The sequence below is a fragment of the Arcobacter venerupis genome (genome assembly GCF_013201665.1).
Classification (GTDB): domain Bacteria; phylum Campylobacterota; class Campylobacteria; order Campylobacterales; family Arcobacteraceae; genus Aliarcobacter; species Aliarcobacter venerupis.
In genome coordinates, this window is record NZ_CP053840.1 from 2,765,531 (window position 1) to 2,791,854 (window position 26,324).

Annotated in this window: 26 protein-coding genes; 15 read left to right on the forward strand and 11 right to left on the reverse strand. The window is 28.5% G+C overall.

The annotated features are described in order from the left end of the window. Positions 1-16: 16 nt before the first annotated feature. The 8 genes from AVENP_RS13720 to accA all read left to right on the forward strand — a co-directional run bounded on the left by AVENP_RS13720 (position 17) and on the right by accA (position 6,713). Positions 17-1,240: a molybdopterin molybdotransferase MoeA gene (locus AVENP_RS13720; RefSeq protein ID WP_128359944.1), complete on the forward strand. Its 1,224-nt coding sequence runs from the start codon at positions 17-19 to the stop codon at positions 1,238-1,240. After that, positions 1,233-1,913 (forward strand): 7-cyano-7-deazaguanine synthase QueC, encoded by a 681-nt coding sequence (gene queC / locus AVENP_RS13725; RefSeq protein ID WP_128359945.1) that lies wholly within the window; start codon positions 1,233-1,235, stop codon positions 1,911-1,913. Before AVENP_RS13720 ends, queC begins: the two co-directional genes overlap by 8 nt. After that, positions 1,913-2,446: a 6-carboxytetrahydropterin synthase gene (locus AVENP_RS13730; protein ID WP_128359946.1), complete on the forward strand. Its 534-nt coding sequence runs from the start codon at positions 1,913-1,915 to the stop codon at positions 2,444-2,446. The genes queC and AVENP_RS13730 overlap by 1 nt, the downstream gene beginning before the upstream one ends. Beyond that, complete coding sequence (locus AVENP_RS13735; protein ID WP_128359947.1) at positions 2,439-3,203, forward strand: 7-carboxy-7-deazaguanine synthase QueE; 765 nt, start codon at positions 2,439-2,441, stop codon at positions 3,201-3,203. Before AVENP_RS13730 ends, AVENP_RS13735 begins: the two co-directional genes overlap by 8 nt. A gap of 69 nt (positions 3,204-3,272) precedes the next feature. Beyond that, positions 3,273-4,016 carry a 3-oxoacyl-ACP reductase FabG gene (gene fabG / locus AVENP_RS13740; protein WP_128359948.1) on the forward strand — a complete coding sequence of 248 codons (744 nt, stop codon included), beginning with the start codon at positions 3,273-3,275 and terminating at the stop codon, positions 4,014-4,016. A gap of 92 nt (positions 4,017-4,108) precedes the next feature. Beyond that, positions 4,109-4,339, forward strand: a complete 231-nt coding sequence (gene acpP / locus AVENP_RS13745; RefSeq protein WP_128359949.1) for an acyl carrier protein — start codon at positions 4,109-4,111, stop codon at positions 4,337-4,339. 111 nt (positions 4,340-4,450) lie between these two features. Then, positions 4,451-5,707, forward strand: coding sequence for a beta-ketoacyl-ACP synthase II (locus AVENP_RS13750; RefSeq protein WP_128359950.1), 1,257 nt, complete (start codon positions 4,451-4,453; stop codon positions 5,705-5,707). A 67-nt stretch (positions 5,708-5,774) separates the two neighbouring features. After that, complete coding sequence (gene accA / locus AVENP_RS13755; protein ID WP_128359951.1) at positions 5,775-6,713, forward strand: acetyl-CoA carboxylase carboxyl transferase subunit alpha; 939 nt, start codon at positions 5,775-5,777, stop codon at positions 6,711-6,713. Between the two features lie 24 nt (positions 6,714-6,737). Here the strand turns inward: accA and AVENP_RS13760 are convergent, their stop codons facing one another. After that, positions 6,738-7,067, reverse strand: coding sequence for a histidine triad nucleotide-binding protein (locus AVENP_RS13760; protein ID WP_128359952.1), 330 nt, complete (start codon positions 7,065-7,067; stop codon positions 6,738-6,740). A 129-nt stretch (positions 7,068-7,196) separates the two neighbouring features. Here AVENP_RS13760 and pheS point away from each other — a divergent pair, with 129 nt between their 5' ends. The 7 genes from pheS to efp all read left to right on the forward strand — a co-directional run bounded on the left by pheS (position 7,197) and on the right by efp (position 16,627). Further along, entirely contained in the window at positions 7,197-8,189 is a 993-nt protein-coding gene (gene pheS / locus AVENP_RS13765; protein ID WP_128359953.1) for a phenylalanine--tRNA ligase subunit alpha, read from the forward strand. Further along, positions 8,186-10,507 carry a phenylalanine--tRNA ligase subunit beta gene (gene pheT / locus AVENP_RS13770; RefSeq protein ID WP_128359954.1) on the forward strand — a complete coding sequence of 774 codons (2,322 nt, stop codon included), beginning with the start codon at positions 8,186-8,188 and terminating at the stop codon, positions 10,505-10,507. The genes pheS and pheT overlap by 4 nt, the downstream gene beginning before the upstream one ends. 15 nt (positions 10,508-10,522) lie before the next feature. Beyond that, entirely contained in the window at positions 10,523-11,800 is a 1,278-nt protein-coding gene (aroA, locus tag AVENP_RS13775; protein WP_128359955.1) for a 3-phosphoshikimate 1-carboxyvinyltransferase, read from the forward strand. A gap of 102 nt (positions 11,801-11,902) precedes the next feature. Then, positions 11,903-12,739 (forward strand): 4-hydroxy-3-methylbut-2-enyl diphosphate reductase, encoded by an 837-nt coding sequence (locus tag AVENP_RS13780; RefSeq protein ID WP_128359956.1) that lies wholly within the window; start codon positions 11,903-11,905, stop codon positions 12,737-12,739. Positions 12,740-12,806: 67 nt separating this feature from the next. After that, positions 12,807-14,459, forward strand: coding sequence for a 30S ribosomal protein S1 (locus AVENP_RS13785; protein WP_128359957.1), 1,653 nt, complete (start codon positions 12,807-12,809; stop codon positions 14,457-14,459). A 14-nt stretch (positions 14,460-14,473) separates the two neighbouring features. Beyond that, on the forward strand, positions 14,474-16,057 hold the full coding sequence (gene serA, locus AVENP_RS13790; RefSeq protein WP_128359958.1) for a phosphoglycerate dehydrogenase: 1,584 nt from the start codon (positions 14,474-14,476) through the stop codon (positions 16,055-16,057). Positions 16,058-16,066: 9 nt separating this feature from the next. Beyond that, positions 16,067-16,627 carry an elongation factor P gene (efp, locus tag AVENP_RS13795; protein WP_128359959.1) on the forward strand — a complete coding sequence of 187 codons (561 nt, stop codon included), beginning with the start codon at positions 16,067-16,069 and terminating at the stop codon, positions 16,625-16,627. A gap of 202 nt (positions 16,628-16,829) precedes the next feature. On the opposite strand, the gene ribD is transcribed toward efp, so the two are convergent. The 10 genes from ribD to AVENP_RS13845 all read right to left on the reverse strand — a co-directional run bounded on the left by ribD (position 16,830) and on the right by AVENP_RS13845 (position 26,324). Further along, entirely contained in the window at positions 16,830-17,834 is a 1,005-nt protein-coding gene (ribD, locus tag AVENP_RS13800; RefSeq protein WP_128359960.1) for a bifunctional diaminohydroxyphosphoribosylaminopyrimidine deaminase/5-amino-6-(5-phosphoribosylamino)uracil reductase RibD, read from the reverse strand. Between the two features lie 96 nt (positions 17,835-17,930). Then, complete coding sequence (gene rimP, locus AVENP_RS13805; protein ID WP_128359961.1) at positions 17,931-18,359, reverse strand: ribosome maturation factor RimP; 429 nt, start codon at positions 18,357-18,359, stop codon at positions 17,931-17,933. Next, a complete protein-coding gene (rbfA, locus tag AVENP_RS13810) occupies positions 18,356-18,715 on the reverse strand; it encodes a 30S ribosome-binding factor RbfA (RefSeq protein ID WP_128359962.1) in 360 nt (119 codons plus the stop codon). The genes rimP and rbfA overlap by 4 nt, the downstream gene beginning before the upstream one ends. Further along, the gene (infB, locus tag AVENP_RS13815; RefSeq protein WP_128359963.1) at positions 18,715-21,417 is read right to left on the reverse strand and encodes a translation initiation factor IF-2; all 2,703 of its coding nucleotides are present in this window, start codon (positions 21,415-21,417) and stop codon (positions 18,715-18,717) included. Before infB ends, rbfA begins: the two co-directional genes overlap by 1 nt. Beyond that, entirely contained in the window at positions 21,407-21,682 is a 276-nt protein-coding gene (locus tag AVENP_RS13820) for a YlxR family protein (protein ID WP_128359964.1), read from the reverse strand. The genes infB and AVENP_RS13820 overlap by 11 nt, the downstream gene beginning before the upstream one ends. Before the next feature lie 36 nt (positions 21,683-21,718). After that, positions 21,719-22,600, reverse strand: a complete 882-nt coding sequence (gene thrB, locus AVENP_RS13825) for a homoserine kinase (protein ID WP_128359965.1) — start codon at positions 22,598-22,600, stop codon at positions 21,719-21,721. An 11-nt stretch (positions 22,601-22,611) separates the two neighbouring features. Beyond that, the gene (locus tag AVENP_RS13830; protein ID WP_128359966.1) at positions 22,612-23,064 is read right to left on the reverse strand and encodes a hypothetical protein; all 453 of its coding nucleotides are present in this window, start codon (positions 23,062-23,064) and stop codon (positions 22,612-22,614) included. 8 nt (positions 23,065-23,072) lie between these two features. Continuing rightward, positions 23,073-23,978, reverse strand: a complete 906-nt coding sequence (lpxC, locus tag AVENP_RS13835) for a UDP-3-O-acyl-N-acetylglucosamine deacetylase (protein ID WP_128359967.1) — start codon at positions 23,976-23,978, stop codon at positions 23,073-23,075. Continuing rightward, positions 23,975-25,354, reverse strand: coding sequence for a M23 family metallopeptidase (locus tag AVENP_RS13840; RefSeq protein WP_228201905.1), 1,380 nt, complete (start codon positions 25,352-25,354; stop codon positions 23,975-23,977). The genes lpxC and AVENP_RS13840 overlap by 4 nt, the downstream gene beginning before the upstream one ends. After that, positions 25,338-26,324: a DHH family phosphoesterase gene (locus AVENP_RS13845; RefSeq protein ID WP_128359969.1), complete on the reverse strand. Its 987-nt coding sequence runs from the start codon at positions 26,322-26,324 to the stop codon at positions 25,338-25,340. Before AVENP_RS13845 ends, AVENP_RS13840 begins: the two co-directional genes overlap by 17 nt.

The following is a 26,324-nucleotide window of genomic DNA, read 5'->3' on the forward strand; positions in this document are numbered from 1 at the left end:
TACAAAAAGGAATAATATGGCTATTAATGTACAAACTGCTGTAGATATTATTTCAAATTTAACACTAAGTCTTAATTTTGAAATTATCCCAATAGAAAATGCTACAAGTAGAATATGTGCTCAAGATGTTTTTGCCACAAGTTTTTTACCAAAATTTAATAATTCAGCAATGGATGGTTATGCAATAATTTATGAAGATAAAAATAGTGAATTAGAAATAATTGATATTATTTTTGCAGGTGATAATAACGATAAATTATTAGAAAAAAATTCTTGCATAAAAATCATGACTGGTGCAAAAATTCCAGAAAATTCAACAGCTATAATTCCAAAAGAAGATATAGAAGAACTTAATGATAATAAAATAAAAATTTTAAAAAATGTTAAAGAATTTCAACATATAAGATATATTGGTGAAGATATAAAACAAAATGAACTTTTAATAAATATTGGTGATGAAATAAATTTCTCAAAAATTGCCCTACTTGCAAGTCAAGGAATATCTCATATAAAAGTTTATAAAAAACCAAAAGTTACTATTTTTACAAGTGGTGAAGAGTTAAAACTTCATTATGAAAAAATTGAATCTTTTCAAATTTATAATTCAAACACTCCAACATTTATTTCAAGAACTCAAGAATTAGGTTGTGATGTAACATTTATAGGCCAAGCAAAAGATACTATTGAAGCTATTAAAGAGTTAGTTAATAACTCATTAGATGCCGATTTAATAATTACTTCAGGTGGTGTTTCTGTTGGGGATGCTGATTTTACAAAAGAGGCATTTTATGAATTAGGATTTGAAACACTTTTTGATGGAATAAATGTAAAACCAGGAAAACCAACGGTTTTTGGAAAAATTAAAGATACATATATTTTGAATCTTCCTGGTAATCCTTTAGCATCTGCGCTTATATTTGAAATGTTTGGAAAAATATTAATTCAAAAATTTCTAGGTTCAAAAAATATTCATCAAAATTTTATACTTGGAAAAATCAAAGATACCTTTTGCACAAAAAAAGGTAAGACTACAATAATTCCAGGTTTTTTTGATGGAGAATTTTTTGAAGTTTCGCAAAAAAGGTCACCAGGAATGGTATCAATTTTAAGCTCATGTAATTCAATGATTATTATTGATGATGAAGTTGAAACTTTAAAAAAAGATAATTTAATAAAAATATTACCAATAAATTGGAAATTCTTTAGCGATATAAAAAAGGACTTTTTAACACATGAATAACAAAACTAAAAAAGCAATATGCATTTTAAGTGGAGGAATGGATTCAACATTAGCTTCATACATAGCAAAAAATGATGGATATGAAATAATTGCAGTTCATTTTAATTATGGACAAAGAACACAAGACAGAGAACTAAAAGCATTTAGAGATATTTGTGAAGATTTAAAGATTTTAGAAAAATATGAAATAGATATTCCATTTTTTACACAAATTGGAGCGAGTGCTTTAACAGATAAAAATATTGATGTACCAACAGGTGGAGTTGAAACTGGTGTTCCTATAACTTATGTTCCATTTAGAAATGGGATATTTTTATCAATAACGGCAGCAATTGCAGAAAAAGAAGGTGCAACTGCCATGTATATTGGAGTTGTTCAAGAAGATAGTTCAGGTTACCCAGATTGTACTGATTTATTTATATCAGACATGAAAAGAGCTATAAATCAAGGAACAAAAGAAGATACTCATATTGATATAAAAACTCCTTTAGTTCATCTTTCAAAAGCACAAATTGTTTTAGAAGCAAAAAAACTAAATGTTCCACTTGAACATACTTGGTCTTGTTATAAAGAAGAGGAAGAAGCATGCGGAGTTTGTGATTCTTGTAGATTAAGATTAAATGGATTTAAAATAGCAAATCAAATTGATCCAATTGCTTACAAGGCTTTATAATGCATTGGAAAATATCAAAAGAGTTTGAATTTTGTTATGGACATAGAGTTTGGTCACAAACTTTAGATGCCGAATTTTCATTGGATTCATGTTTAAAATGCAGACATTTACATGGACACCAAGGGAAAATTTTAGTTTATTTAGAAGCTCATGAATTAAAAGATGGAATGGTTACAGACTTTAAACATCTAAATTGGTTTAAACAATTTATTGATGATGTATTAGATCATAAATTTATTTTAGATTTAAATGATCCTTTATTTTCAACACTACTTCCAAAAATAGAAAAATCAGAATTAATAAAATTTGATGAAAACTTCTATTTAGTAGATTTAACAAAATTTAAAGATGAAGAAAATCACATTAAAGAGCTTTATGAGGGTTATGTAATTGTAGATTTTGTACCAACAAGTGAGAATCTTTCAGCTTGGTTTTTAAAAATTGTTCAAAAAAAGATGGATAAATTAAATATAAAAGTTTCCCATGTGGAATTTTTAGAAACACCGAAAAGTAAAAGTACCTTTTATGCTTGAGATAAATGAAATCTTTGGACCAACAATTCAAGGTGAAGGAAAACTTGTAGGAACTCCTTCAATTTTTATTAGATTTGGAAAATGTAATTTCAAGTGTGAAGGATTTCAAGTTGAGTATGAAACTCCAAGTGGAATAAAAAAATGTGCTTGTGATTCATATTACGCTGTTGATACAGAGTTTAAAGATACTTGGACAAAATATAAATCTTATGAAGAGATTGTAAGTGAAGTAAATGAATTATTATCAAAATATCCAAACAATTATAAAATCGATATTGTAATAACTGGTGGAGAACCTTTATTATATTGGAATAAAATTGAGTTTCAAAAACTAATAAAACATTACATAAATGATGGTCATAAAGTTACAATTGAAACAAATGCTTCACTAAACTTAAACTTTGAATTTGACTATCAAAAAGAGATTTTATTTTCAATGAGTGTAAAATTAAGTAATTCATTAGAGCCTTTAAAAAAGCGAATAAATAAAGAAACTCTTACAAAAATATTAACAAATACAAAAAAATCATATTTGAAATTTGTTATTGGAAAAGATTTTTTACAAGATGCAAATAAAGAAATTCATGCAATTTTAGAAGATATTCCAAAGTGTGAAGTATATTTAATGCCACTTGGTGATACAGCAGATGAGATAAATAAAAATTGTGAAGATGTGATAAATATGGCAATAGAAAATGGTTTTAGATATTGTGATAGATTACATATTAGAGTGTGGAATAATAAAAGAGGCGTTTAACACTCAAATATATTATTTATAAAAGTGTTGATATAATAAACAATTAATGTAAAATTAAAAAGGATTAAAATGAAATTTACAGGTTCTAATGTATTAGTTACAGGTGCAAGTAGAGGAATTGGTGCACAAATTGCAAAAACTCTTGCAGGTTTTGGACTAAAAGTTTGGATAAATTATAGAAGTGGCGCTGAAGCTGCTGAAGCTATAAAAGAAGAGATTGAAAAAGCAGGAGGAATTGCTGCAATTATAAAAGCTGATGTAACAAATGAAGATGAATTTGCAAATGCAGTTAAAACAATAGTTGATGCTGATGGTGAATTATCTTATTTAGTTAATAATGCTGGAATTACAAAAGATAAATTAGCTTTAAGAATGAGTGTTGCAGATTTTAATGATGTAATTAGTGCAAACTTAACATCTGGATTTATAGGTTGTAAAGAAGCTTTAAAAGTAATGAGTAAAAAAAGATTTGGTTCAGTTGTTAATATCTCTTCAATTGTTGGAGAAATGGGAAATGCTGGTCAAACTAACTATTCAGCTTCAAAAGGTGGCTTAAATGCAATGACAAAATCATTTGCAAAAGAAGCAGCTTCAAGAGGAATTAGATATAACGCAGTTACACCTGGATTTATTCAAACAGATATGACACATGAATTAAAAGATGAAGTAAAAGCTGAATATGAGAAAAATATTCCTCTTTCAAGATTCGGTCAACCCTCAGAAATAGCTGATGCAGTAGCATTTTTATTAAGTGATCATGCTTCATATATTACAGGTGAAATATTAAAAGTTAACGGTGGATTATACGTTTAATATTTTTAATTAAACTTCAAATATTTAATTTAAAAGAGTTTTTAAAAACTTTTTTGTTATAATACGTAAATAATTTTATAAAAGGAATAAGTATGGCATTATTAGATGATGTAAAAGAAGTTGTTATTGAGCAATTAGATTGCGATCCAGCAGAAGTAAAAGAAGATTCAAAATTTATTGAAGATTTAGGTGCTGACTCTTTAGATGTTGTTGAATTAGTTATGGCATTAGAAGAAAAATTTGACATCGAAATCCCTGATGAAGATGCTGAAAAAATCTTAACTGTTGCTGACGCTATAAATTACATCGAAAATAACGCGTAATTTATACGCTATTTAAATAGAAGATTAATTCTTCTATTTATATTTAAACTATTGAGTTTTTTTATAAAAAAATTGAATAATTCAAATAATAAAAACATGGAGCATATTTAAATGAGAAGAGTTGTTGTAACGGGTATTGGTACTATTAATTCTACAGGACATAATGTAAAAGATTCTTTCAAAGCTGTTGTAGATGGTGTTTGTGGTATTGACACAATTACACTATTTGATGCAAGTGAATTTTCTGTAAAAATTGCTGGTGAAGTAAAAGATTTCGATCCTACAACTGTTATGGACAAAAAAGAAGTAAAAAAAGCTGATAGATTTATTCAATTAGGTATAAAAGCTGCTCTTGAAGCTATGATTGATTCTGGTTATGTAACACAAGAAAATAAAAAAGTTGATGCTTCTATTGCAGATAGATTTGGAATGATTTCTGGTTCTGGAATTGGTGGTTTATCAACGATTGAAAGAAATTCTGTTGTTTGCGAAACAAAAGGTTCAAGAAAAGTTTCACCTTTCTTTATTCCATCATCACTTGCTAATATGTTAAGTGGATTTATTTCTATTGAACATAATTTAAGAGGTCCATCATTGGCACATGTTACTGCTTGTGCTGCTTCAACACATGCTTTAAATGATGCTGTAAAAACTATAATGATTGGTGGAGCAGATAGAGTTTTAGTAGTAGGTGCAGAAAGTGCAATTTGTGGTGCAGGAGTTGCAGGATTTGCAGCGATGAAAGCATTATCGACAAGAAATGATGAGCCTAAAAAATCGTCTAGACCATTTGATATTGATAGAGATGGTTTTGTAATGGGAGAAGGTGCTGGAGCACTAGTTGTTGAAGATTTAGAAATAGCACTAGCACGTGGTGCTAAAATTTATGCTGAAATTATTGGATTCGGAGAATCAGGCGATGCTAATCACATCACTTCACCTGTTATGGATGGTCCGTTAAGAGCTATGAAAGCAGCATTTGAAATGGCAAAAAGCATTACTGGAGAATATCCAAAAATTGATTATATTAATGCACATGGAACATCAACTCCTGTTGGTGATAAAAATGAAACAGCAGCAATTAAAGCACTATTTGATGGAAAAGATATACCATTAGTTTCTTCAACTAAAGGTCAAATTGGACATTGTTTAGGAGCAGCAGGAGCTATTGAAGCTATTTTTACTATCAAGGCTCTTGAAGAGGGAATTATTCCTCCAACTATTAATATAGATAATCAAGACCCAGAATGTGATTTAGATTATGTTGCAAATGTTGCAAGAAAAGCAAATTTAACTACTGTTATGAGTAATAATTTTGGTTTTGGTGGAACTAATGGTTCTGTAATATTTAGAAAATATGAAAAATAATTTAAAATAAAACCTAACTATAAAGGAGATAATTTTTATTATCTCTTTTTTTTTTAAAGGGAAAAAATTGGCAGCTTACCTAGAATTCGAAGATAAAATCAAAAAAATTGAAGATGATATAATAATAGCTAAAACAAAAGCAGATGAACATGCTGTTGATATTTTAGAAAAAAAATTAGAAAAAGAAGTTGAAAAAACTTTCAAAAACTTAAGTGATTATCAAAAACTACAACTTGCACGACATCCAGATAGACCTTATTCACTAGACTATATAAATGGTTTACTAACAAATGCTTATGAAATTCATGGGGATAGACACTATGTAGATGACCATGCAATTGTATGTTATCTGGGATATATTAATGATCAAAAAGTATTAGTAATTGGTGAACAAAAAGGAAGAGGAACTAAAGATAAACTTTTCAGAAATTTCGGGATGCCAAATCCTGAAGGTTATAGAAAAGCATTAAGAGCAGCTAAAATGGCTGAGAAATTTCAAATTCCTATACTCATGTTAGTTGATACTCCGGGTGCATATCCAGGAATTGGAGCAGAAGAAAGAAGTCAAAGTGAAGCGATTGCAAGAAATTTATATGAATTTGCTGACTTAACAACTCCAACTGTTTCTGTTGTAATTGGAGAAGGTGGTTCAGGTGGTGCATTAGCAATTTCAGTTGCTGATAAACTAGCTATGATGAGATATTCTGTTTATGCTGTTATCTCACCAGAGGGATGTAGTGCTATATTGTGGAATGATCCTTCAAAAGTTGAAACTGCTGCAAATGCATTAAAAATTACAGCTGAAAACTTAAAAGAATTAAATTTGATTGATGATGTAATAAATGAACCATTAATTGGTGCACATAGAAAAAAAGAAGAGGCTATTCTAGCTTTAAAAGAGTATTTTTTAAACTCTTTAACTGAGTTAAAAAAATTAACTCCTGAAGAAAGATCTAATAAAAAATATGAAAAAATTATGAACTTAGGTTCTTTTTTAGAAAAATAATCTCAAAGATAAGAAGTAAACTTCTTATCTAACTAATCTACCAACTGGTTCCCCACCAATTAAGTGAAAATGTAAATGATGAACCTCTTGTCCACCATGATCTCCAATATTTGTAATCAATCTATAGCCACTTTGTTTTATATCTAATTTAGCTGCAACTTTTTGAATAAAAGTAGTCATATCAGCCATAATATTTGAAGGTACTACATCAAAAGAGTCATAATGTTCTTTTGGAATAATTAAAACATGAATTTTTCTAGTAGGATTAATATCGTTAAATGCTAAAAAATTTTCATCTTCTAAAATAGTTTGATTTGGTATCTCACCTTTTACAATCTTACAGAATATACACATTATTTTTCCTTGAAATTAAATAGTAAAATATTATAACCAAACTCTAATAAATCTTTAAGTATAATCCCAAAAATACAGATACGAATAATTTAAATCCAAGATAATTATTTACAAATTAGGGAGAAAAAAGTGACACAGTGGATTGAAAAAATAACCAATGCAGCTTCACTTGAAGAATTAGAAAATCTTAGAATTGATACTTTAGGTAAAAAAGGTATTTTAACTTTAGAATTTGCTAAAATGAAAAGTGTTCCAAATGAAGAAAAAAAAGCATTTGCAGAAAATTTAAATAAACAAAAAGAATTAGTTACTAATGCTTTAGAATCAAAAAAAGTAATTTTAGAAAAAGAGGCTTTAAATAAGAAGCTAGAAAATGAAAAAATTGATGTAACAAGATTTAACAATGAACTAACTTGTGGAGCTACTCATCCAGTGGTTGAAACAATGGATAGAATAATTACATATTTTCAAAATTTAAATTTTGCTGTTGAAGAGGGTCCTTTAGTAGAAGACGATTTTCATAACTTTGAAGCACTAAATCTTCCTAAATATCATCCAGCTCGTGATATGCAAGATACATTTTATAATAAAGATTATACATTACTAAGAACTCACACATCTCCTGTTCAAATTAGAACTATGCTTAGTCAAAAAACTCCAATTAGAATGATAGCACCAGGAACAGTATTTAGAAGAGATTTTGATATTACTCACACTCCTATGTTTCATCAAATTGAAGCATTAGTTGTTGATGAAGCAGATAAAGTTTCATTTGCAAATTTAAAACATGTTTTAGTTGAATTTTTACACCATATGTTTGGTGATGTTGAAGTAAGATTTAGACCTTCATTTTTCCCATTCACAGAACCATCAGCCGAAGTTGACATATCATGTGTATTTTGCAAAGGTGAGGGATGTAGAGTTTGTTCACAAACAGGATGGCTTGAAGTTTTAGGTTGTGGTGTTGTAGATCAAAATGTATTTAAAGCAGTTGGCTATGAAAATAAATCTGGATATGCTTTTGGATTAGGTGTTGAGCGATTTGCAATGCTAATTCATAATATTGGAGATTTAAGATCACTATTTGAAAGTGATACAAGACTATTAGGACAATTCAAATGATAATTACGAGAACATGGTTAGAAGAATTTATAGATATTTCAAAAATTTCTACGGATGAAATTTGCAAAACACTTAATTCAATTGGTCTTGAAGTTGATAGTCTAGAAAGAATTACAATTGTTCCAAAAGTAGTTATTGGAAAAGTTTTAGAAAAAAAGAAACATCCAGATGCAGATAAATTAAATATTTGTCAAGTTGATTTAGGGACACAAACAGTTCAAATAGTTTGCGGTGCTAAAAATGTAGATGCAGGACAATTTGTTCCAGTTGCAACTGTTGGTTGTGATATGGGAAATAATTTTATTATTAAAGAAGCAAAATTAAGAGGTGAACAATCAAATGGAATGATTTGTTCATCAACTGAACTTGGACTTACAAAATTAAATGATGGAATCTTAGAACTTGATAACTCTATTGGAGAATTAATTTTAGGAAAAGAGTTAAGAGAATATCCAAAAGTATGTGATGATGTTATTGAAATTGGATTAACTGCAAATAGAAGTGATTGTTTAAGTATAAATGGAATTGCAAGAGAATTAAGTGCATATTATAATATCCCTTTACTAGAATGTGACAAACAAATTAAATATAATGATTTAGGAATTGGTCAATTTTTAGAAATTGAGTGTGATAGTAATATTGATTCATCTTTATCTTTTAAAATAGTTGATTTTTCAAATTTCATATTAAATGTTTTACAAAAATTAAGAACTGGAATAATTGGTAAATATAAAGATAACTCTGATGTAAAAAATATATTAAATTATGCTACTCAAGCAACTGGCGTAATTTTAAATGCTTATACAAAAGAAAAAACTATTAAAAAGAATAATCTTAATATTTTACATGTAAAAAAAGATGAATTAGGTTTTGATAATATTTATGGAAGTGAACAACTAAGTAAAATTTGTGTTGAATATAAAGATATTGATTTTAATGAAACAGATTTGATTATAGAAGCTTCTTATGTAAATCCAGAGCTAATTTCAAAAAGAGTTTTTGATACAAAAGTAAAAACAGGAGAAGTTTTTTATAAATCTTCAAGAGGAAGTGAACCTAATATTGAATACGGTATTGATTATTTTTCTAATTTAGTTTCTAAATTTGGAGCATTAGTTTACAAAGGTGTAGAAACTTTTATTGATGATAAAGAAAAATTAACACTTGATGTTAATATAAAAAAAGTTAATTCAATTATTGGTCAAGAAATTGAAAAAATTACTATTGAAAAAATTCTTGTTTCATTAGGTTTTGAAGTAAAAGATATGGGTAGTATTTTAGTTACTAAAGTACCTCATTTTAGACATGACATAAAAAATATTGCAGATATTACAGAAGAAATTGTTAGAATAATTGGAATTGATAATATTATTGCAAAACCTCTGCAAATTGATGAAGTAAATAGAGTTAACAAAACGTCTAATGACATAATTAAAAAAAATAAGTTAAGATTTAAAGCAATAGAAAATGGTTTTTATGAAACTTTAACTTATGTATTTTCATCAAAAGAGAATTTAGAAAAATATGGTTTTAAAACAGTTAAAGATGAATTAGAATTAATAAATCCTATAGTAAAAGAATTAAATACATTTAGAACAACTATGCTTTTAAATTTAGTAGAAGCTTGTGCTAATAACTTTAAAGTTGGTGTAAGATCTAGTGCATTTTTTGAGATAGGAACAATATTTGATGAAAATAGAGCTGAGAGTAAAAAAATATCGTTTATTCAAACGGGCTTTGCTGAATTAGAAGATTTTTCAAATGCAGGAAAACCAAAAAATATTGATTTTTTCTCATTTTCTAAAAAGATTTTAAATAGTGTTGGAAAATTTGATTTAGAACCAATGACGAATATTGATAATATGTTTATTCATCCTTTCCAAAATGCAAATGTATTAATTGATGGAAAAGTTGTGGGATTTATTTGTAAATTACATCCAAGTGTTTGTGCTGATTTTGATTTAAATGATACATTTGTTGCTGAAATTGATTTTGAAGCAATCAAAGATGAACTTGTAAAAACAACTTCATATTCAAAATTCCAATCATCAAAAAAAGATTTAACTATCATTGTTCCGAAATCTTTAGAATATAAAGAGATTAAGAAAGTAATTAATTCTTTAAATAATTCAAATATTAAACAATTTAATTTAATTGATATTTATAATGATGAGAAACTTGAAGAAAATGAGAGTTTAACAATAAGATTTGTTTTACAAAATAATGAAAAAACGATGGAAGAAGAAGATATTACAACAACAATGAGCTCAATTTTAGATGTACTTAATAAAGAGTTATCAATTGGTTTAAGACAATAATCAAAAGGAAAAAAAGTGGAAAAATTCAGCATTAAAAAATTGACAAAAGCATTTGATGTAGAAATAGATTCAATTGCAAGTGATAAATCAATATCTCACAGATGTGCAATGTTTTCGCTTTTTTCAAACCAAACTTCATACATTAAAAACTATTTAACAGCTGAAGATACGTTAAATACTTTAAGTATCGTAGAACAATTAGGTGCAATTATTAAAAGAGATGGTTCAAGCGTTGAAATAACGCCAACACCAACTCTTACTGAGCCTTCTGATGTTCTTGATTGTGGAAACTCAGGAACAGCAATGAGACTATTTTGTGGGCTATTAGCTAGCGTTGATGGTGCATTTACACTAACAGGTGATAAGTATTTAAGAAATAGACCAATGAAAAGAGTTGCAGATCCACTAAGAAGTATCGGTGCACTAATAGATGGAAGAGAAAATGGAAATAAAGCACCTTTATTTATTAGAGGAGTAAAAGAGCTTCAACCATTTACTTACCATTCTCCTGTTGATTCAGCTCAAGTTAAATCTGCAATGATTTTAGCAGCTCTTAGAGCAAATGGAATTTCAAAATATAAAGAGAATGAATTAACAAGAGACCACACAGAAAGAATGTTAAAAGGAATGGGCGCAAAGCTTGAAAATGATTCAGATGGTTTCATAAATATTCATCCTCTAACTGAACATTTAAAACCTTTAAATATTACAGTTCCAACTGATCCTTCCTCTGCATTTTTCTTTGCACTTGCAGCTTCTATTACAAAAGGTGCAAGAGTTCTTATTAAAAATGTAACTTTAAATCCAACAAGAATTGAAGCTTATCAAGTTTTAAAAAGAATGGGTGTAATTGTAAACTTTATTGAAAAAGAGAATGTTTACGAGCCTATTGGTGATATTGAAGTAATTAATAATGAATTAAATGGTGTTGACGTTAGTGAAAATATATCATGGCTTATTGATGAGTTGCCAGCCTTATCAATTGCAATGAGTTTAGCAAATGGAAAATCAAAAGTTTCAAATGCAAAAGAGTTAAGAGTTAAAGAGAGTGATAGGATTTCAAGTGTTGTAAACAACTTAAAACTTTGTGGAGTAACTTATAAAGAATTTGAAGATGGATATGAAATAATTGGTGGATCTATACAAAAAGCTGTAATAAATTCTCACGGTGACCACAGAATTGCCATGAGTTTTGCAATAGCTGGACTTAATAGTGATATGGAAATTGAAGATGTTCAATGTATTGAAACATCTTTCCCAAATTTTAAAGAACTTCTAGACTCTTTATACTAAGAATAACTCGTTGTTCCCTTTATGGTTTGCTTCTTTAAAGATTGCTTTGCCAACTTGTTAAAAAAATGTCCCTTAAAATTGGGACAATTTTAAGGATAATTAATGAAAGTAAAATTAGCATCAAATTATGGTTTTTGTTTTGGTGTAAAAAGAGCAATTAAAATTGCAGAAGATTATAAAAACTCAGCAACAATGGGTCCACTTATTCATAACCAAGATGAAATAAATAGGCTACAAAATGATTTTAATGTAGGTTTATACAATAATTTAAGTGATGTAAAAGAGAATGATACGGTAATTATTAGAACACATGGTATTCCCAAAAATGAATTAAAAAATTTAAGAAAATTAAATGCAAAAGTTATTAATGCAACTTGCCCATTTGTTACAACTCCTCAACAAATAGTAAAAAAAATGTCTAATGAAGGATATTCTATACTTATTTTTGGAGATGCGGATCATCCAGAAGTAAAAGGTGTTCAATCTTATGGAGAAAATCAAGAAGACGTTCATATTATTTTAGAACCCTCAGATTTAGACAATATTGTATTTAGGCAAAATAAAATTGCAACCGTTGCTCAAACAACTAAAAAGAAAGAAAAATATCTTGAAATTGTTAATACTTTAATCTTAAAAAATAAAGAAGTTAGAGTTTTTAATACTATTTGCGATGCAACTTTTGAGAATCAAGATGCAGCTAGAGATCTTTCAAAAGAGGTTGATATTATGATTGTAATTGGTGGCAAAAACTCATCAAATACTAAACAATTACACTCAATTTGCTTAGAAAATTGTCCAGATTCTTACCTAATAGAAAATGAAACTGAACTTGAAAATATTTGGTTTAATAAAAAAGATTTATGTGGTGTAACAGCTGGTGCAAGCACTCCTGACTGGATAATACAACAAGTTATAGATAAAATAGAATCATTCAACTAAGAGTTTTTAAGTCAATTTTCTGTATAATCATCCCATTTAATAAAACTGGTAAATATGAAGGAATAAAATGGGTATCGAAGATATTGATTTAGGTGAAGACTTTGATTTTGAGCAAATGCTTAATGAGTCTTTTGAGAATGCAGAAAATAATTCTGTAGTTGATGGTGTAATTGTAGAAATTTCTAGTGAAAGAGTTCTAGTTGATGTTGGTCAAAAAATTGAGGGTCAATTAAATATTTCTGAAATTACAATTGGTGGTGAAGTTAAATACAAAGTTGGTGACACAATTCCTGTTATGTTAATGGGAAGCAGAGGTGAGAGACCAAGTATTTCACATAAAAAAGTTTTACAAAAAGAAAAATTTGACGCTTTTGTAAAACTTCATGGTGAAAATGTAGAAGACGTAACTATTGAAGGTAAAATCGTTTCTGTTAAACAAAGAGGTGGTTTTATAATCGAAGATACTGATGGTTGTGAATATTTCATGCCGATGGCACAATCTTACTTAAAAGCTATTGGAGCAGTTGGAAAAACTGTTAAAGCAAAAGTTATTAAAGTAAACAAAGCACAAAATTCAATTATTGTTTCAAGAAAAAAATTAATTGAAGAATCAAAAGCTGTAAAAGACAATAAAGTAACTGAAATTTTAGATAATAAAGAAGCAGTTATTGGAACAATCAAAAAAATTACTTCTTATGGAATGTTTGTTGATTTAGGTGGAATTGATGGTTTAGTAAACTACAATGAAATCTCATACAAAGGTCCTGTTAATCCTGCAAATTATTACAATGAAGGTGATGAAGTTTCAGTTGTTGTTTTATCTTATGACAAAACAAAACAACATTTATCATTATCTATCAAAGCTGCACTTTCTAATCCTTGGGAAGAGATCAAAGACGAATTAGAAGTTGGAGATACAATTACTGTAACTGTTTCTAATTTTGAATCTTATGGTGCATTTGTTGATTTAGGAAATGATATTGAAGGTTTACTACATATTTCAGAAATTTCATGGAATAAAAACTTAAAAAATCCAAAAGAACTTTTAACAATTGGTGAAGAAATCAATGTTGAAGTTATTGAATTAAATATTGAACAAAAAAGATTAAGAGTATCTTTAAAAAATCTTCAAGAAAAACCTTTTGCAAAATTCACTAATGACCATAAAGTTGGTGATGTAATTAAAGGTAAAATTGCCACATTAACTGACTTTGGTGCTTTTGTTAGCATTGGTGATGTTGATGGTTTATTACACAATGAAGAAGCTTCATGGGAACCTAATGCAAAATGTAAAACTCTTTACAAAAAAGGTGATGAAGTTGAAGTAAAAATTATCAAAATTGATAGAGAAAAAGAAAATATCTCATTATCAATTAAAGAAATTGCTGATTCTCCTGCAAAAAAATTCCAAGATGCTTATAAAATTGGTGATATTGTAAAAGGAACAGTAAAAGATGCTAAAGATTTTGGAATTTTCATCAAATTAGAAAATAACCTTGATGGTTTAATTAGAAATGAAGATTTTGGTCCATTAAAAGCCGATGAAGTAAAAAATGGTGATGAAATCGAAGCAGTTGTTGTAAATATTGATACTAAAAAAAATAGAGTTAGATTATCTGTTAGAAGATTAGAACAACAACAAGAAAGAGAAGTTTTAAAATCTGTAAATGATGATTCATCTATGACTTTAGGTGACATTATAAAAGATCAAATGAAATAATAGGATTTATTTAAATGACGAAACATACAATTGTAGTTTGTGATCATATACATGAAGCTGGTTTACAAATTCTTCAAAATACTGAAGATGTAAACTATGTATATGCAGCAGATGTAAATAAAACAGAACTATTAGATATCATCAAAGATGCTCATGTAGCAATTACAAGATCATCTACTGATGTTGATGAGAAATTTTTAAATGCAGCTACTAATTTAAAAGCAATTATTAGAGCTGGTGTTGGTTATGATAATGTTGATATGGAAGGTTGTAGTAAAAGAGGGATAATCGCAATGAATGTTCCAACTGCAAACACAATAGCAGCAGTTGAATTAACTATGACTCACATGCTATCTTGTATGAGAAAATTTCCATACGCTCATAATCAATTAAAAAATGATAGAGTATGGAAAAGAGAAGATTGGTATGGAAATGAACTTTATGGTAAAAAACTTGGAGTTATAGGTTTTGGTAATATTGGTCATAGAGTTGCACTTAGAGCTAAATCATTTGAAATGGATGTAATGACTTACGATCCATATATTCCTTCAACTAAAGCAACTGATTTAGGTATTAAGTATACAACTAATTTCGAAGATATCTTATCTTGTGACATTATTACAATTCATACGCCAAAAAATAAAGAAACTATCAATATGATAGGTTTCGAAGAAATTGCAAGAATGAAAGATGGTGTAGTTTTAATTAACTGCGCAAGAGGTGGATTATATAATGAAGATGCATTGTATGAAAACCTAAAATCTGGAAAAATTGCAATGGCTGGTATTGATGTATTTATCAAAGAACCTGCAACTAGTCATCCTTTATTAGATTTACCAAATGTAACTGTAACTGCTCACTTAGGAGCAAATACAAAAGAATCACAAAGAGAAATCTCTGTTCAAGCGGCAAATAATGCAATTGAATCAGCACGTGGAATTGCTTATCCTAATGCTCTGAATTTACCAATTGATGAGAGTAAAATCCCACCATTTGTAAAACCATATATTGAATTAACTCAAAAAATGGCTTTTTTAGTAGCACAAATAAGTAAAAGTGAAATTAGATCTATTAATATTTCAGCTGAGGGTAAAATTTCTGAATATTTAGATTCTTTACAAACATTTGCAACGGTTGGAGTGTTAGCTGTTAGTTCAGGAAGTGAAGTAAACTATGTTAATGCTAATTTTATTGCAAAAGAAAAAGGAATTGAACTTACAACTTCTGAATACTCAAATAATAGTGGCTACCAAAATAAGGTAACTATTAAACTAACAACTTCTACAGGTGTTAAAACAATATCTGGAACTGTATTCAATGATGATGTACAAAGAATTGTTGAAATTAGCGGTTTTTCTTTAGATATTGAGCCAAAAGGTAAAATGATTATTATGAGAAACAGTGATGTACCAGGTGTAATTGGTGAAGTTGGAAGAATTTTAGGTGATAATAAAATTAATATTGCTGACTTTAGGTTATCAAGAGGGAAAGATGGCGCGTTAGCTGTAATTCTAATTGATGAAAAACCAAGTTCAGATATATTAAAAAAACTAGATAATTTAGAAGCTGCAATTGCAGTTGCTTATGCAGAAATTTAAGGAGAAAATATGGCAATTGGTATGAGTGAATTAAAAAAGGGATTAAAAATTGAAGTAGATGGTGTTCCTTACAAAATTACAGAGTATCAACATGTAAAACCTGGAAAAGGTGCAGCATTTGTTAGATGTAAAATTAAATCATTTTTAAATGGAAAAGTTATTGAAAAAACATTCCATGCTGGTGATAAATGTGAAGTTCCAGATTTACAACAAAAACAGATGCAATTTTTATATGATGATGGTGAATTATTACAATTTATGGATAACACAACTTATGAACAAGAGGGGTTAACTTACGATCAAGTTGGTGAAGCTTTTGATTGGATTATAGATGGTATGTCTTGTGACATGATGTACTATAATGGTAAAGCAATTACTGTTGAGCCTCCAATGGTTGTTGAATTAAAAATTGTAGAAACACCACCAAACTTTAAAGGTGATTCTCAAGGTGGTAGAAAACCTGCTACTTTAGAATCAGGTGCAGTTGTGCAAATTCCTTTCCACATTCTAGAAGGTGACATTATTAAATGTGACACAAGAACTGGTGAGTACTTAGAAAAAGTAAAATAAAAATAAAATCTTTATCGCTATAAACTGCGATAGAGATTTCTTTTCTTCAGTACACTAGTCAGATCCTTCTTCAAAAAAATTTCTCTGTTGTTTCTATCAATAAATGTTTACATTTTAGAAGATTTTATTATGTTTGCTTTTTTAATTTTTGGTCATTTATATTACTAATAGAAAGTTCAATTATTTTAGAAATTTATATAAATTATTTTCTCTTTAAATATATAATTTTTTCTTCTCCAAGATAATTCTCATGGACAATTTCAAAATCTATGTTTATGTCATTTAAAGCATTAATTCCATTTCTAATTTTTGGACTTACAATTAATACAATATAATCAATTTTTTCTTTTAATATATTCATTAAATTATAAACACCCTCAACCATTACAAGCTTGTAATCAAGTAATTTAAATAAATCATCGCTAATCAAAACTTGCCTATTTGGTACTTTAAATAGTTGAATATTATTATCAAATATTTTATTTTTACTATAAATCATTATATTTGGAGCACGACCTGCAATATATCTTGCATCAAGGGTTGGTTTATCAATTCTTACTGTATTTCCACCTATTAACATTAAATCTACTTTATCTCTTAATGTGTGAACGTAAAGTTGGCTCATTTTTGAGGATACTGTTCCATCAATGCAGCCATTTAATGTTTGAGCCATTTTATAAAAGATAAAAGTTCCACTACTCCACTTTATAAATGGATATAAAAGGTTATAAGCCTCTTTTTTCATACATCCTAAGCTAACATCAATATTAAAATTTTTTAGTGTTTCAATGCCTCCTGAGGCAACTTTATTTATATCTTCATGGGCAACAATTACTCTTTTTGGTTTTAACTCTTTTAATAAGTTTGCACATGATGGCGTTTTACCTATATGATTACAAGGTTCTAGGGTTACAAAAATTTCACAATCATTAAAATACCCATTATGATTTTCTAAAAGAAAAGTATGAATATCTTGAGAACTATTTTTCATTTTTAGTATTGAATTTGGATATTCTATTAAATATGCAGCTTTAAGTGCATTAACTTCTGCATGGGGCATTCCAGCCTCTTTATGTGCCTCTATTGATAATAACTTACCATCTTTTAAAATAACACATCCAACAGCAGGATTTGGGTATGTTAAAAGCTGATATTTCCATGCTTCATCAATAGCTAATTTCATATAAAAATTATCATCTATTTTCATTATAATATTCGCTTTTTTTGTATAAATTTTTGAGAGTAGTATATATTAAGTAGTTTTAATTAGGGTTAAAAAACAATAGAAATAACTATTGTTTTATTACCACTCGTAGTAAGTTGCAGCTGCTAAAATATTATCATATGTGATTTCATCATCTCCAAATTCAGTTTTAACAATTATTTTTTCATTATCAGCAAAAATTAATTCACCTTTGAATACTTCAGTTGCAAAGTTTTTAATTTTAACTTTTTCACCAACTGAGGCAAGAAAATGCTCTTTTCTTCTAAGTTTTCGCTCGATACCTGGAGAGCTAACTTCTAGAATATATTCTCCACCCATTGGCTCATTTACATCCAATATTGGTGAAATCATTCTTGAAATTTCCGCACATTTATCTAAACTGATACCATTTTCAGCAGTTACTAAAACTCTAAAAATATTTCTATCATGTTCTTTTGCATTTACAATATCGTAAAGTTTAGCACCTAAACTCTCGACAGCTAATTTAATTGATTCTTCTAAACTCATTCTTCTTCACTTTTCGTTTTTCTAATTTGAGCAAATAATGCTTCAATATTTTTTGATTTTTCTAAAGATGTATCATTTAAAAAAGTAAAGTTTGGACATTTGTACCAACCAGTACTTGCAAGTATATGTGTCTTTAATCTTCCATTTGCTTTATTTAATAAAGCAATAATCTCTTTTATTTCTGCTTTTTCATAATCAGAACCATCAAAATATACAATTGCATCATATTTACCATTTTTGCAATTTACCGCTGTTATTGGTAAAGAATTAATTCTCGAATCAACTAAATTTGATAGTGCTTCTGGAATTAATTCCATTAATAAAGATTCTGTTCTTTGTAGATTAATACTTTTCATTAGTTCTTATCTACTGATACTTTCTCTTCGATTTGTATGAATGTTTCAATAAAGTCACCTGGTTTAATATCATTGAATTTATCAAACATAATTCCACACTCATAACCATTAGCAACTTCTTTAGCATCATCTTTAAATCTTTTTAATGATGAAATTTTACCTGTATAAGTTACAATTCCATCTCTAATAATTCTAGCATGACCACCTCTGATTACTTTTCCATCTGTTACTAAACATCCAGCTACAGTTCCAACTTTTGGAACAACGAAGGTGTCTCTTACTTCTGCTTGTCCAGTATTTTCTTCTCTAATTACTGCACTCATCATACCTGATAATGCATCTTTAACATCATCAATTAAATCATAAATAATTGAATAAGTATTAATAGAAATTCCATCTGCTTTTGCTTTTGCTTTAACAGAACCTGTAGGTCTTACATTAAATCCTAAAATAATACATCCCTCAGATGCACCAGCAAGAATTAAATCAGATTCTGTAATTCCACCAACAGCTGCATGTATTACTTTTACTTTTACTTCATCATTTGCAATTTTTTCTAATGAACCTTTAATAGCTTCTAGTGAACCACCAACATCCGTTTTAATAATTACGGGAAGTTGTTTGATTTTACCTTCTGCAATTAATCCACTCATCTCTTCTAAAGAAACTTTAGTAGATTTAGATAACTCTTTAGCACGTGCATGTTCAGCTCTTGTAGTTGCGATATCTCTTGCTTCTTTATCAGTATCAAGAACAACCATTACAGTACCAGTTGTTGGAACATCATTTAAACCTAAAACTGTTCCAGTTTCTGATAGTCCAAGTTCTTTAACTGGATTTCCATTATCATCAGTGATTGCTTTTACTCTACCAAAAGTAGTATCACAAACAATATTATCACCAATTCTTAGAGTTCCGTTTTGCACAATAATAGTAGCAACTGGACCTCTACCTTTTTCTAATGAAGATTCAATAACAGCAGCTTTTGCTTTTACAGTTGGATCAGCTCTTAATTCTAATAGTTCAGATTGAATTAAAATGTTTTCTAATAAATCATCAATTCCAGCACCAGTTAAAGCAGAAACTCCAATGAATTCTGTATTTCCACCCCAATCAATTGGAGTTAAATCTCTCTCAGCCATTTGAGCTTTTACCATGTCTGGATTTGCAGTTTCTTTATCCATTTTGTTAATTGCTACAATAATTGGACAACCACTAGCTTTTGCATGAGAAATAACTTCTTCGGTTTGAGGTTTAACCCCATCATCAGCAGCAACAACAATAATAACGATATCAGTAATTGCAGAACCTCTTGCTCTCATAGCAGAGAAAGCAGCATGCCCTGGAGTATCTACAAATGTGATTTTTTGTCCATTTTTTTCAACTGTATAAGATGAAATATGTTGAGTAATTCCACCTGCTTCACCTTTTGCAACTTTAGAAGATCTAATTTTATCTAATAATGAAGTTTTACCATGATCAACGTGCCCCATAATAGTAACAACTGGCGGTCGTGTAACAAAATCTGAATCATTTATATCTTCATCAAGATAATCACCAACATAATTTACATCTTCTAATGCATCTCTAACAGTTACTTCTATTCCGAACTCTTCACCAAGAATTTCTAATTCATCTTGTTTTAAGAAATCATTTTTAGTAACCATCATTCCTAAAGAAAATAAAACTGTAATAACTTCAGCAGGTGATTTTCCACAAGCTTCAGCAAATTCATAAACTCTAATATCTTCAGGAATTGTAACTTCTGTAATTTCTATAGTTTCTTGTGTTCTAGCAATTCTTTTCTTTCTTTTCCCTCTTTTTAAACCTTGAGGTGCATTTCCAAAAGCAGCTGGTCTTGAACTTCTTGATTGTTTTGCAGGATTTTGTGGTTTTGGTTCATCAAATATTTTGAATCCATCACCTAAATCCATATCTAAAAGAACAACTTCCTCACCAAGTAAAGAATCATCTGAGCTTACGAAATCATCTGTATAAGTTCTATTAACATCAAGTTTTTTACCATGATCTTGAGCTCTTACAATAGTTTTCTTTTTCTCTTTTTTTATTCTATTAATTCTTTTTTGATCTTCACTTAAAATGTGATTGTCAATATTTGATTTGTCATCTTCATCATTAGAACCTAAAATTTCACTTAATGATTTCATTTGTTTTCTTGGTTGAACTTCTAGCTCAAATGAATTAACAACTGGTTCTTCTTTTTTAGGTTTGTTCTTTTTAACAATAACTAGACCTCTTCTTTTAGGTACTATTTTATTTGCATTATCAGGATTAACTTCAGGTTTGTCTAATTCTTCTTGAGTTTTTAAAGCAGGTCTTGAAATAGGTTTAGAAATTACAACTTTTTTTAATTCAGGTTTTTTTATAACTTCCGCCTCTTTTTTTTCGATAACTTCAGTTTTCTCTAATTCTATTTTAACTTCTTTTTCTTCTTTTACTTCTTCGCTAATTTCAGGAATCTTATTTTCAATAACTTTTTTTGCTTTTGATGCTGGCTTACTCGGTAATCTTGAACTATTTCCTGTCATGATATATTTTGTAATCTCTTCAGCATCTTCATATGATACTGCACTTTGCGGTGATTTTAGTTCTATTCCTAAATCTTTAGCTTTCGCAATTACATCTTGGCTACTTGCTCCCGCTTCTTCTGCAATTTCATATACTCTTACTTTATCTGACATCTGTTAGCATCTCCTTAAGTTGTGTGACATACTTATCTTTATTTTTACACTCTCTGCAGAGTGACTTTTCGATTTTTTTATAATCTTTTCCGTTTATATCCATTTGTAAATGTTTTTCACACTCTCCACAAATATAAAAACTTCTACCATAATTATTGTAAAACAATAATTTCTTCTCTTCACATTTTAGTCTTAATAACTCTTTTTGTTCAAATTTGCCTCTGCAAATGACACAAGTTCTTAAGGTCTTTTTTAAACTAGGCAAATATTATACCTAAAATATACTTAATATCAAAGACTTTCAAATTTCTATTCTCACACCGACATTATCAAAATCTGCTACAAACACTTTGAAATGAGGAAATCTAAGCTTTAGTGCTTTTTCAAGATTTTTACTATCATCTCCATAAGCCATTGAAAATAGTGTTGAACCAGATCCAGAAAGTGTACTCATTAACGCACCTTCTTTTAAAGCAGTTTTTTGAACATCAAAAAGTTCTGGCATCTGTTTCATTCTATATTTTTGATGAACTTGATCATGAGAAGCATTTTTTAACATTTCCCAATCTTCAGCCATAAAAGCAGCTGTTAATAAAGATGAATGTGAAATATTAAAAACTGTATCTTCTTTTGAATATTTAAAAGGTAGAGTTTTTCTTGATAGTTGCGTAGATATTGCTCTATTTGGAACAACAACAACAGCTTTTAAACTTTTTGGTATCTCTTTATGAATATATCTTACTTCATTTTCTTGAACACATGCTACATTAAATCCACCCATAACGGCTGGTGTTATATTATCAGGATGATTTTCATATGCTAAGGCTAAATTCAATAATTTATCTTTTTCAAGTTTTATTCCCTCAATTGCATAAGCACTTGCAATTGCAGAAACAATAACAGCTGATGAGCTTCCTAATCCTCTTGATAAGGGAATTTCATTTTGAAATTCAAATCTAAAATGTCTTTTTTTATATGATAAGTTGTGATAAAAATCATTAAAAATTGATATAAACATATTATTATCTTTTAAAGCAGGATTATTAGCACCCTCACCTTTTAAAGATACACTATGAAATTTTGATGGTCTGATTATTACTTGATTTTTCATTGAGATTGCTAGACCTAAGCAGTCAAAACCTGGGCCTAAATTTGCACTAGTAGCTGGAACGCTTACTTTCATCCATTTCCTTCTTAAACAGCTGGTAAATTATATATCGGCAGTGTTTCTTCATTAAATTTATATTTTTCTATACACATAGGTAATTTAAAGTCGTGGATTATACTATCTTTTTCTAAAAAGTCTACTTTAATTTTATTATTTACTTTTATAAAGTATTTTTTTCCTAAGGCTTTTATTGCAGAATTTTGATTAAACTCAAAACCATCAGAAGCTTCTAGTTTAATATTTTTTGTAATACTGATTGTTTTTAAAAAAATGTAAGCAACTTTTATTGCCATAAATGAACCTGGAGAATTTACATAAATTATTTTATCTATATTATATTCTATTATAAGTTTTTCAAATAAACTTGGCAGCAAATCAGATGTTTTGCCATCAAGTTTATGTTCTTTAATTAATTTTTTATTTTCATAAATTCCAATTAATAATGGATTTGAGATAGTTATTACTAAAACTTCAATCAAATTTAACCTTAACTATCTGCATTAGCATAAGCCATTTCAAACACAACAGCTTCACTACTTGCTTCTTCTAAGTCAATAATTTCATAATTATCAGCACTTTCGAAAAGTTTTTTTGTTAACAGATGATTTAGATGATGACTTCCTGCAATTGCATCATATTCACCAACCATTGTATATTCAAGTAAAGCCATATCACCAATAGCATCTAAAATTTTATGTCTTACAAATTCATCTTCAAACCTTAAACCTTCAGGATTTAAGACTTTAGTTTGATCAAGCACAATAGCATTTTCCATAGAACCACCTTGAGCTAATCCAATACTTCTTAAATATTGAACTTCATGTAAAAACCCAAATGTTCTTGCTCGACTAATATTTTCTTTATATTCAGAAATAGAATAATCAAAATGAAATTTTTGTTTCCCAATTGCTGGATGATCAAAAGTAATCTCAAAATCATAAACAATTCTATCCGATGGTTTTAAACAAACTCTTTTGCCCTCAGGAGTTGTAACTTCAACCATTTTTTTGATTTTAATTGCTTTTTTTGATTTATCAAGCTCTTTTATTCCAGCTTCTTCAATTAACATACAATATCCAGCAGAACTTCCATCAAGAACAGGAACTTCATCATTATCAATTACTATTCTTAGATTATCAATTCCATAAGCATAAATTGCAGATAAAAGATGTTCAATTGTTGAAATAACAACTCCATCCTTACCAATTACTGTTGCCATTTTTGTGTCAACAACATACTCTTTTTTAAGTGGAATAGTAACTCCTGCATCAACTCTATAAAAAACTATTCCCATATCACTTTCTAATGGTTCAAGTCTCATTTTTACAGGGACACCTTTATGCAATCCTATTCCTACTATTTCCGTACTTTTTGCTATTGTTCTTTGTTTCATTTAGTATTTATCACTTTCACAGCATCATTTATTGTTTTAGTAACATTTGTACTTATCCAATCTTTTGTTTGCCATTCATTAGGGTTTACTTCTATTCCTTGAACTAAGACACCAAAGTGTAAATGATCACCAAATACAGCCCCAGTTGATCCAGTATTTCCAATTTGTTGTCCAGCTTTTACTTCATCATTTAATTCAACATTTGCACTACTTGTATGGGCATAAAGTGTTGCTAATCCGATACCATGATCTATAATAATAGAATTTCCATAAATTCCTAAATAATCTTTAAATATTACTTTTCCATCATTATATGTTTTAATTGGAGCTCTTTTTACACTTGCCCAATCCATTCCTAAATGCCACTCTTCATCAACTTTTTGATCATTGTAAAAATAACTTCTTCTTTCTCCATAACCCGCAACTGTTGCTGAATTTTCTAATCTTAAAAATGTTTTTAAATCATATGATGTAACTAAGTTATTAGAGAAATTTTTTCTTGTAACATCTCTAATTGTTTTAATATTCTTTTCTCTAACTTCTTTATTAGTTTTTAGGAATATATCCACAGGATCAGTTGGAATATTTACATCACTTTTTTCTAATACTTGTTTTGCTACATTTTGAATAAAATCATCTGATACTTTTATATCATCATCTTTTTCTTGAAAACTTTTAATATAAAAAGGAACTTTAGCAACACTTTTATTACCAGCCATATCAACTGCTACTAAATTTACTCTACTAAATTCTTTTATTTTTACTGGCCATGTAATAATTGCTATATAGTAATTCTTTTTATAAAAAGGGAATAGTTCAAATAATTCTTCATCATTAAACGAGATGTAATAATCTTTTAAATTTTCATCTGAAACTTCTACAATTACAACACCACTTCCACCTTGTCTTAATAAATATGAATTTGCAATTACATTTGCAACTGGACTTTTTTTATCAATAATTACTTTTGATGTTGTTACGCTTTGATTTCCTCTAAAGAAATTCCATTTACTTACATCATAAACATCAATTTTAATATTTCCATCTTTTGGTTTTTGCATTTCATTAAAAGAAGGAGGTAATATCTCTAATTCAATTAAACCTTTTTCACTTTTAGTAACTTTTGTCTCTAATTTTGTTTGTTTTTGTCCATCATCATAAATGATATCATATGATTTTATATCATTATTATCTGTGATCTCAACTTTTATTGGTTTTTGTAAATTCCAATAAATCTCTTTATCTATTGATATTTTGGGAGCAACTCTTTCAAAAGTTGGAGATAAAAATAAAAAGGCTATTAAGGCCATAACTAATATAAGAAGGATTATAAAAATCCAAAATACTTTTCCGTTTTTATTATTTGTAAATTTCAAAAATTTCCTTTAATACAATTTCTTTCGCTTTATTAACATCTAATATTTCTAATGTACAACCAGATGCATTAAAATGTCCACCACCACCAAATTTCATGGCTACAGTAGAAACATCAATTTGTCCCTTTGATCGCAAAGATACTCTTGAGACTCCATTAACTACTCTTACAAATATTGCAATTTTTACAATTGCCATACTCATAATCATATCTAGGGCATCTTCACAATCCCTATTATGAGCGCCCGTTTGTTTAAACCATTCTTCCATAGCAATAATAGAAGCAACTTCTCCATCTTTAAATAATTCTAAACTATCCAAAACTTTCGGAATAATTCTATATTTTGCCAAAGAATCTCTTCGTAAAAGTTTATTTGCAATTCCAGAAGGGCTTGCACCACACTCTACTAAAAAGTTAACCTTTTCAAAAGTCATTTCATCGCATCTTCCTAAAGAAAAAGCTAATGTGTCATCATAAATGCCAACATAAAGTGCAGTCGCAGAATCTTTTGTTATATATAAACCATTATGCTTAAAAAATTCAAAAACTAATTCAGCAGTTGAACTTTTCTGAGAATCAACAATATTAACAACCCCAAAACTATTATTTGATTTATGATGATCAAAATTTATAAGTGGAATTGATGGATCAAGTTCAAACCCTAATCTTTTATAAGTTCCACAATCAACACTTATAGCTAAATCAAAAAAAGCTGGTAATTGATCTGTGATTTTTTCAAATCTTGGTATAAAATCAAGATTTTGAGGTAAATCTGAACTTATATTAAATACTTTATGTTTTATTTTATTTTCATGGAACAGATTTGACAAAGCTAAAGCTGAACCTATAGAATCTGGATCTGGATTTACATGAGTAATTATTAATATATATCTACTTTTTTCAATAAGCTCTAATGCTTTTGTATACTCAGACATATCAACTTTATTACTAATTATAAAATCTTTTTTCAA

Excerpts from the sequence above, each read along its gene's own strand:
- AVENP_RS13735 (WP_128359947.1), top strand. The coding sequence starts at position 2,439 with ATGCTTGAGATAAATGAAATCTTTGGACCAACAATTCAAGGTGAAGGA.
- serA (WP_128359958.1), top strand. The coding sequence starts at position 14,474 with ATGACGAAACATACAATTGTAGTTTGTGATCATATACATGAAGCTGGT.
- thrB (WP_128359965.1), bottom strand. The coding sequence starts at position 22,600 with ATGAAAGTAAGCGTTCCAGCTACTAGTGCAAATTTAGGCCCAGGTTTT.
- efp (WP_128359959.1), top strand. The coding sequence starts at position 16,067 with ATGGCAATTGGTATGAGTGAATTAAAAAAGGGATTAAAAATTGAAGTA.
- queC (WP_128359945.1), top strand. The coding sequence starts at position 1,233 with ATGAATAACAAAACTAAAAAAGCAATATGCATTTTAAGTGGAGGAATG.
- AVENP_RS13780 (WP_128359956.1), top strand. The coding sequence starts at position 11,903 with ATGAAAGTAAAATTAGCATCAAATTATGGTTTTTGTTTTGGTGTAAAA.
- AVENP_RS13720 (WP_128359944.1), top strand. The coding sequence starts at position 17 with ATGGCTATTAATGTACAAACTGCTGTAGATATTATTTCAAATTTAACA.
- rbfA (WP_128359962.1), bottom strand. The coding sequence starts at position 18,715 with ATGAAAAGTATTAATCTACAAAGAACAGAATCTTTATTAATGGAATTA.
- lpxC (WP_128359967.1), bottom strand. The coding sequence starts at position 23,978 with ATGAAACAAAGAACAATAGCAAAAAGTACGGAAATAGTAGGAATAGGA.
- AVENP_RS13785 (WP_128359957.1), top strand. The coding sequence starts at position 12,807 with ATGGGTATCGAAGATATTGATTTAGGTGAAGACTTTGATTTTGAGCAA.
- AVENP_RS13760 (WP_128359952.1), bottom strand. The coding sequence starts at position 7,067 with ATGTGTATATTCTGTAAGATTGTAAAAGGTGAGATACCAAATCAAACT.
- AVENP_RS13750 (WP_128359950.1), top strand. The coding sequence starts at position 4,451 with ATGAGAAGAGTTGTTGTAACGGGTATTGGTACTATTAATTCTACAGGA.
- AVENP_RS13730 (WP_128359946.1), top strand. The coding sequence starts at position 1,913 with ATGCATTGGAAAATATCAAAAGAGTTTGAATTTTGTTATGGACATAGA.
- pheT (WP_128359954.1), top strand. The coding sequence starts at position 8,186 with ATGATAATTACGAGAACATGGTTAGAAGAATTTATAGATATTTCAAAA.
- rimP (WP_128359961.1), bottom strand. The coding sequence starts at position 18,359 with ATGAGTTTAGAAGAATCAATTAAATTAGCTGTCGAGAGTTTAGGTGCT.
- fabG (WP_128359948.1), top strand. The coding sequence starts at position 3,273 with ATGAAATTTACAGGTTCTAATGTATTAGTTACAGGTGCAAGTAGAGGA.
- ribD (WP_128359960.1), bottom strand. The coding sequence starts at position 17,834 with ATGAAAATAGATGATAATTTTTATATGAAATTAGCTATTGATGAAGCA.
- infB (WP_128359963.1), bottom strand. The coding sequence starts at position 21,417 with ATGTCAGATAAAGTAAGAGTATATGAAATTGCAGAAGAAGCGGGAGCA.
- acpP (WP_128359949.1), top strand. The coding sequence starts at position 4,109 with ATGGCATTATTAGATGATGTAAAAGAAGTTGTTATTGAGCAATTAGAT.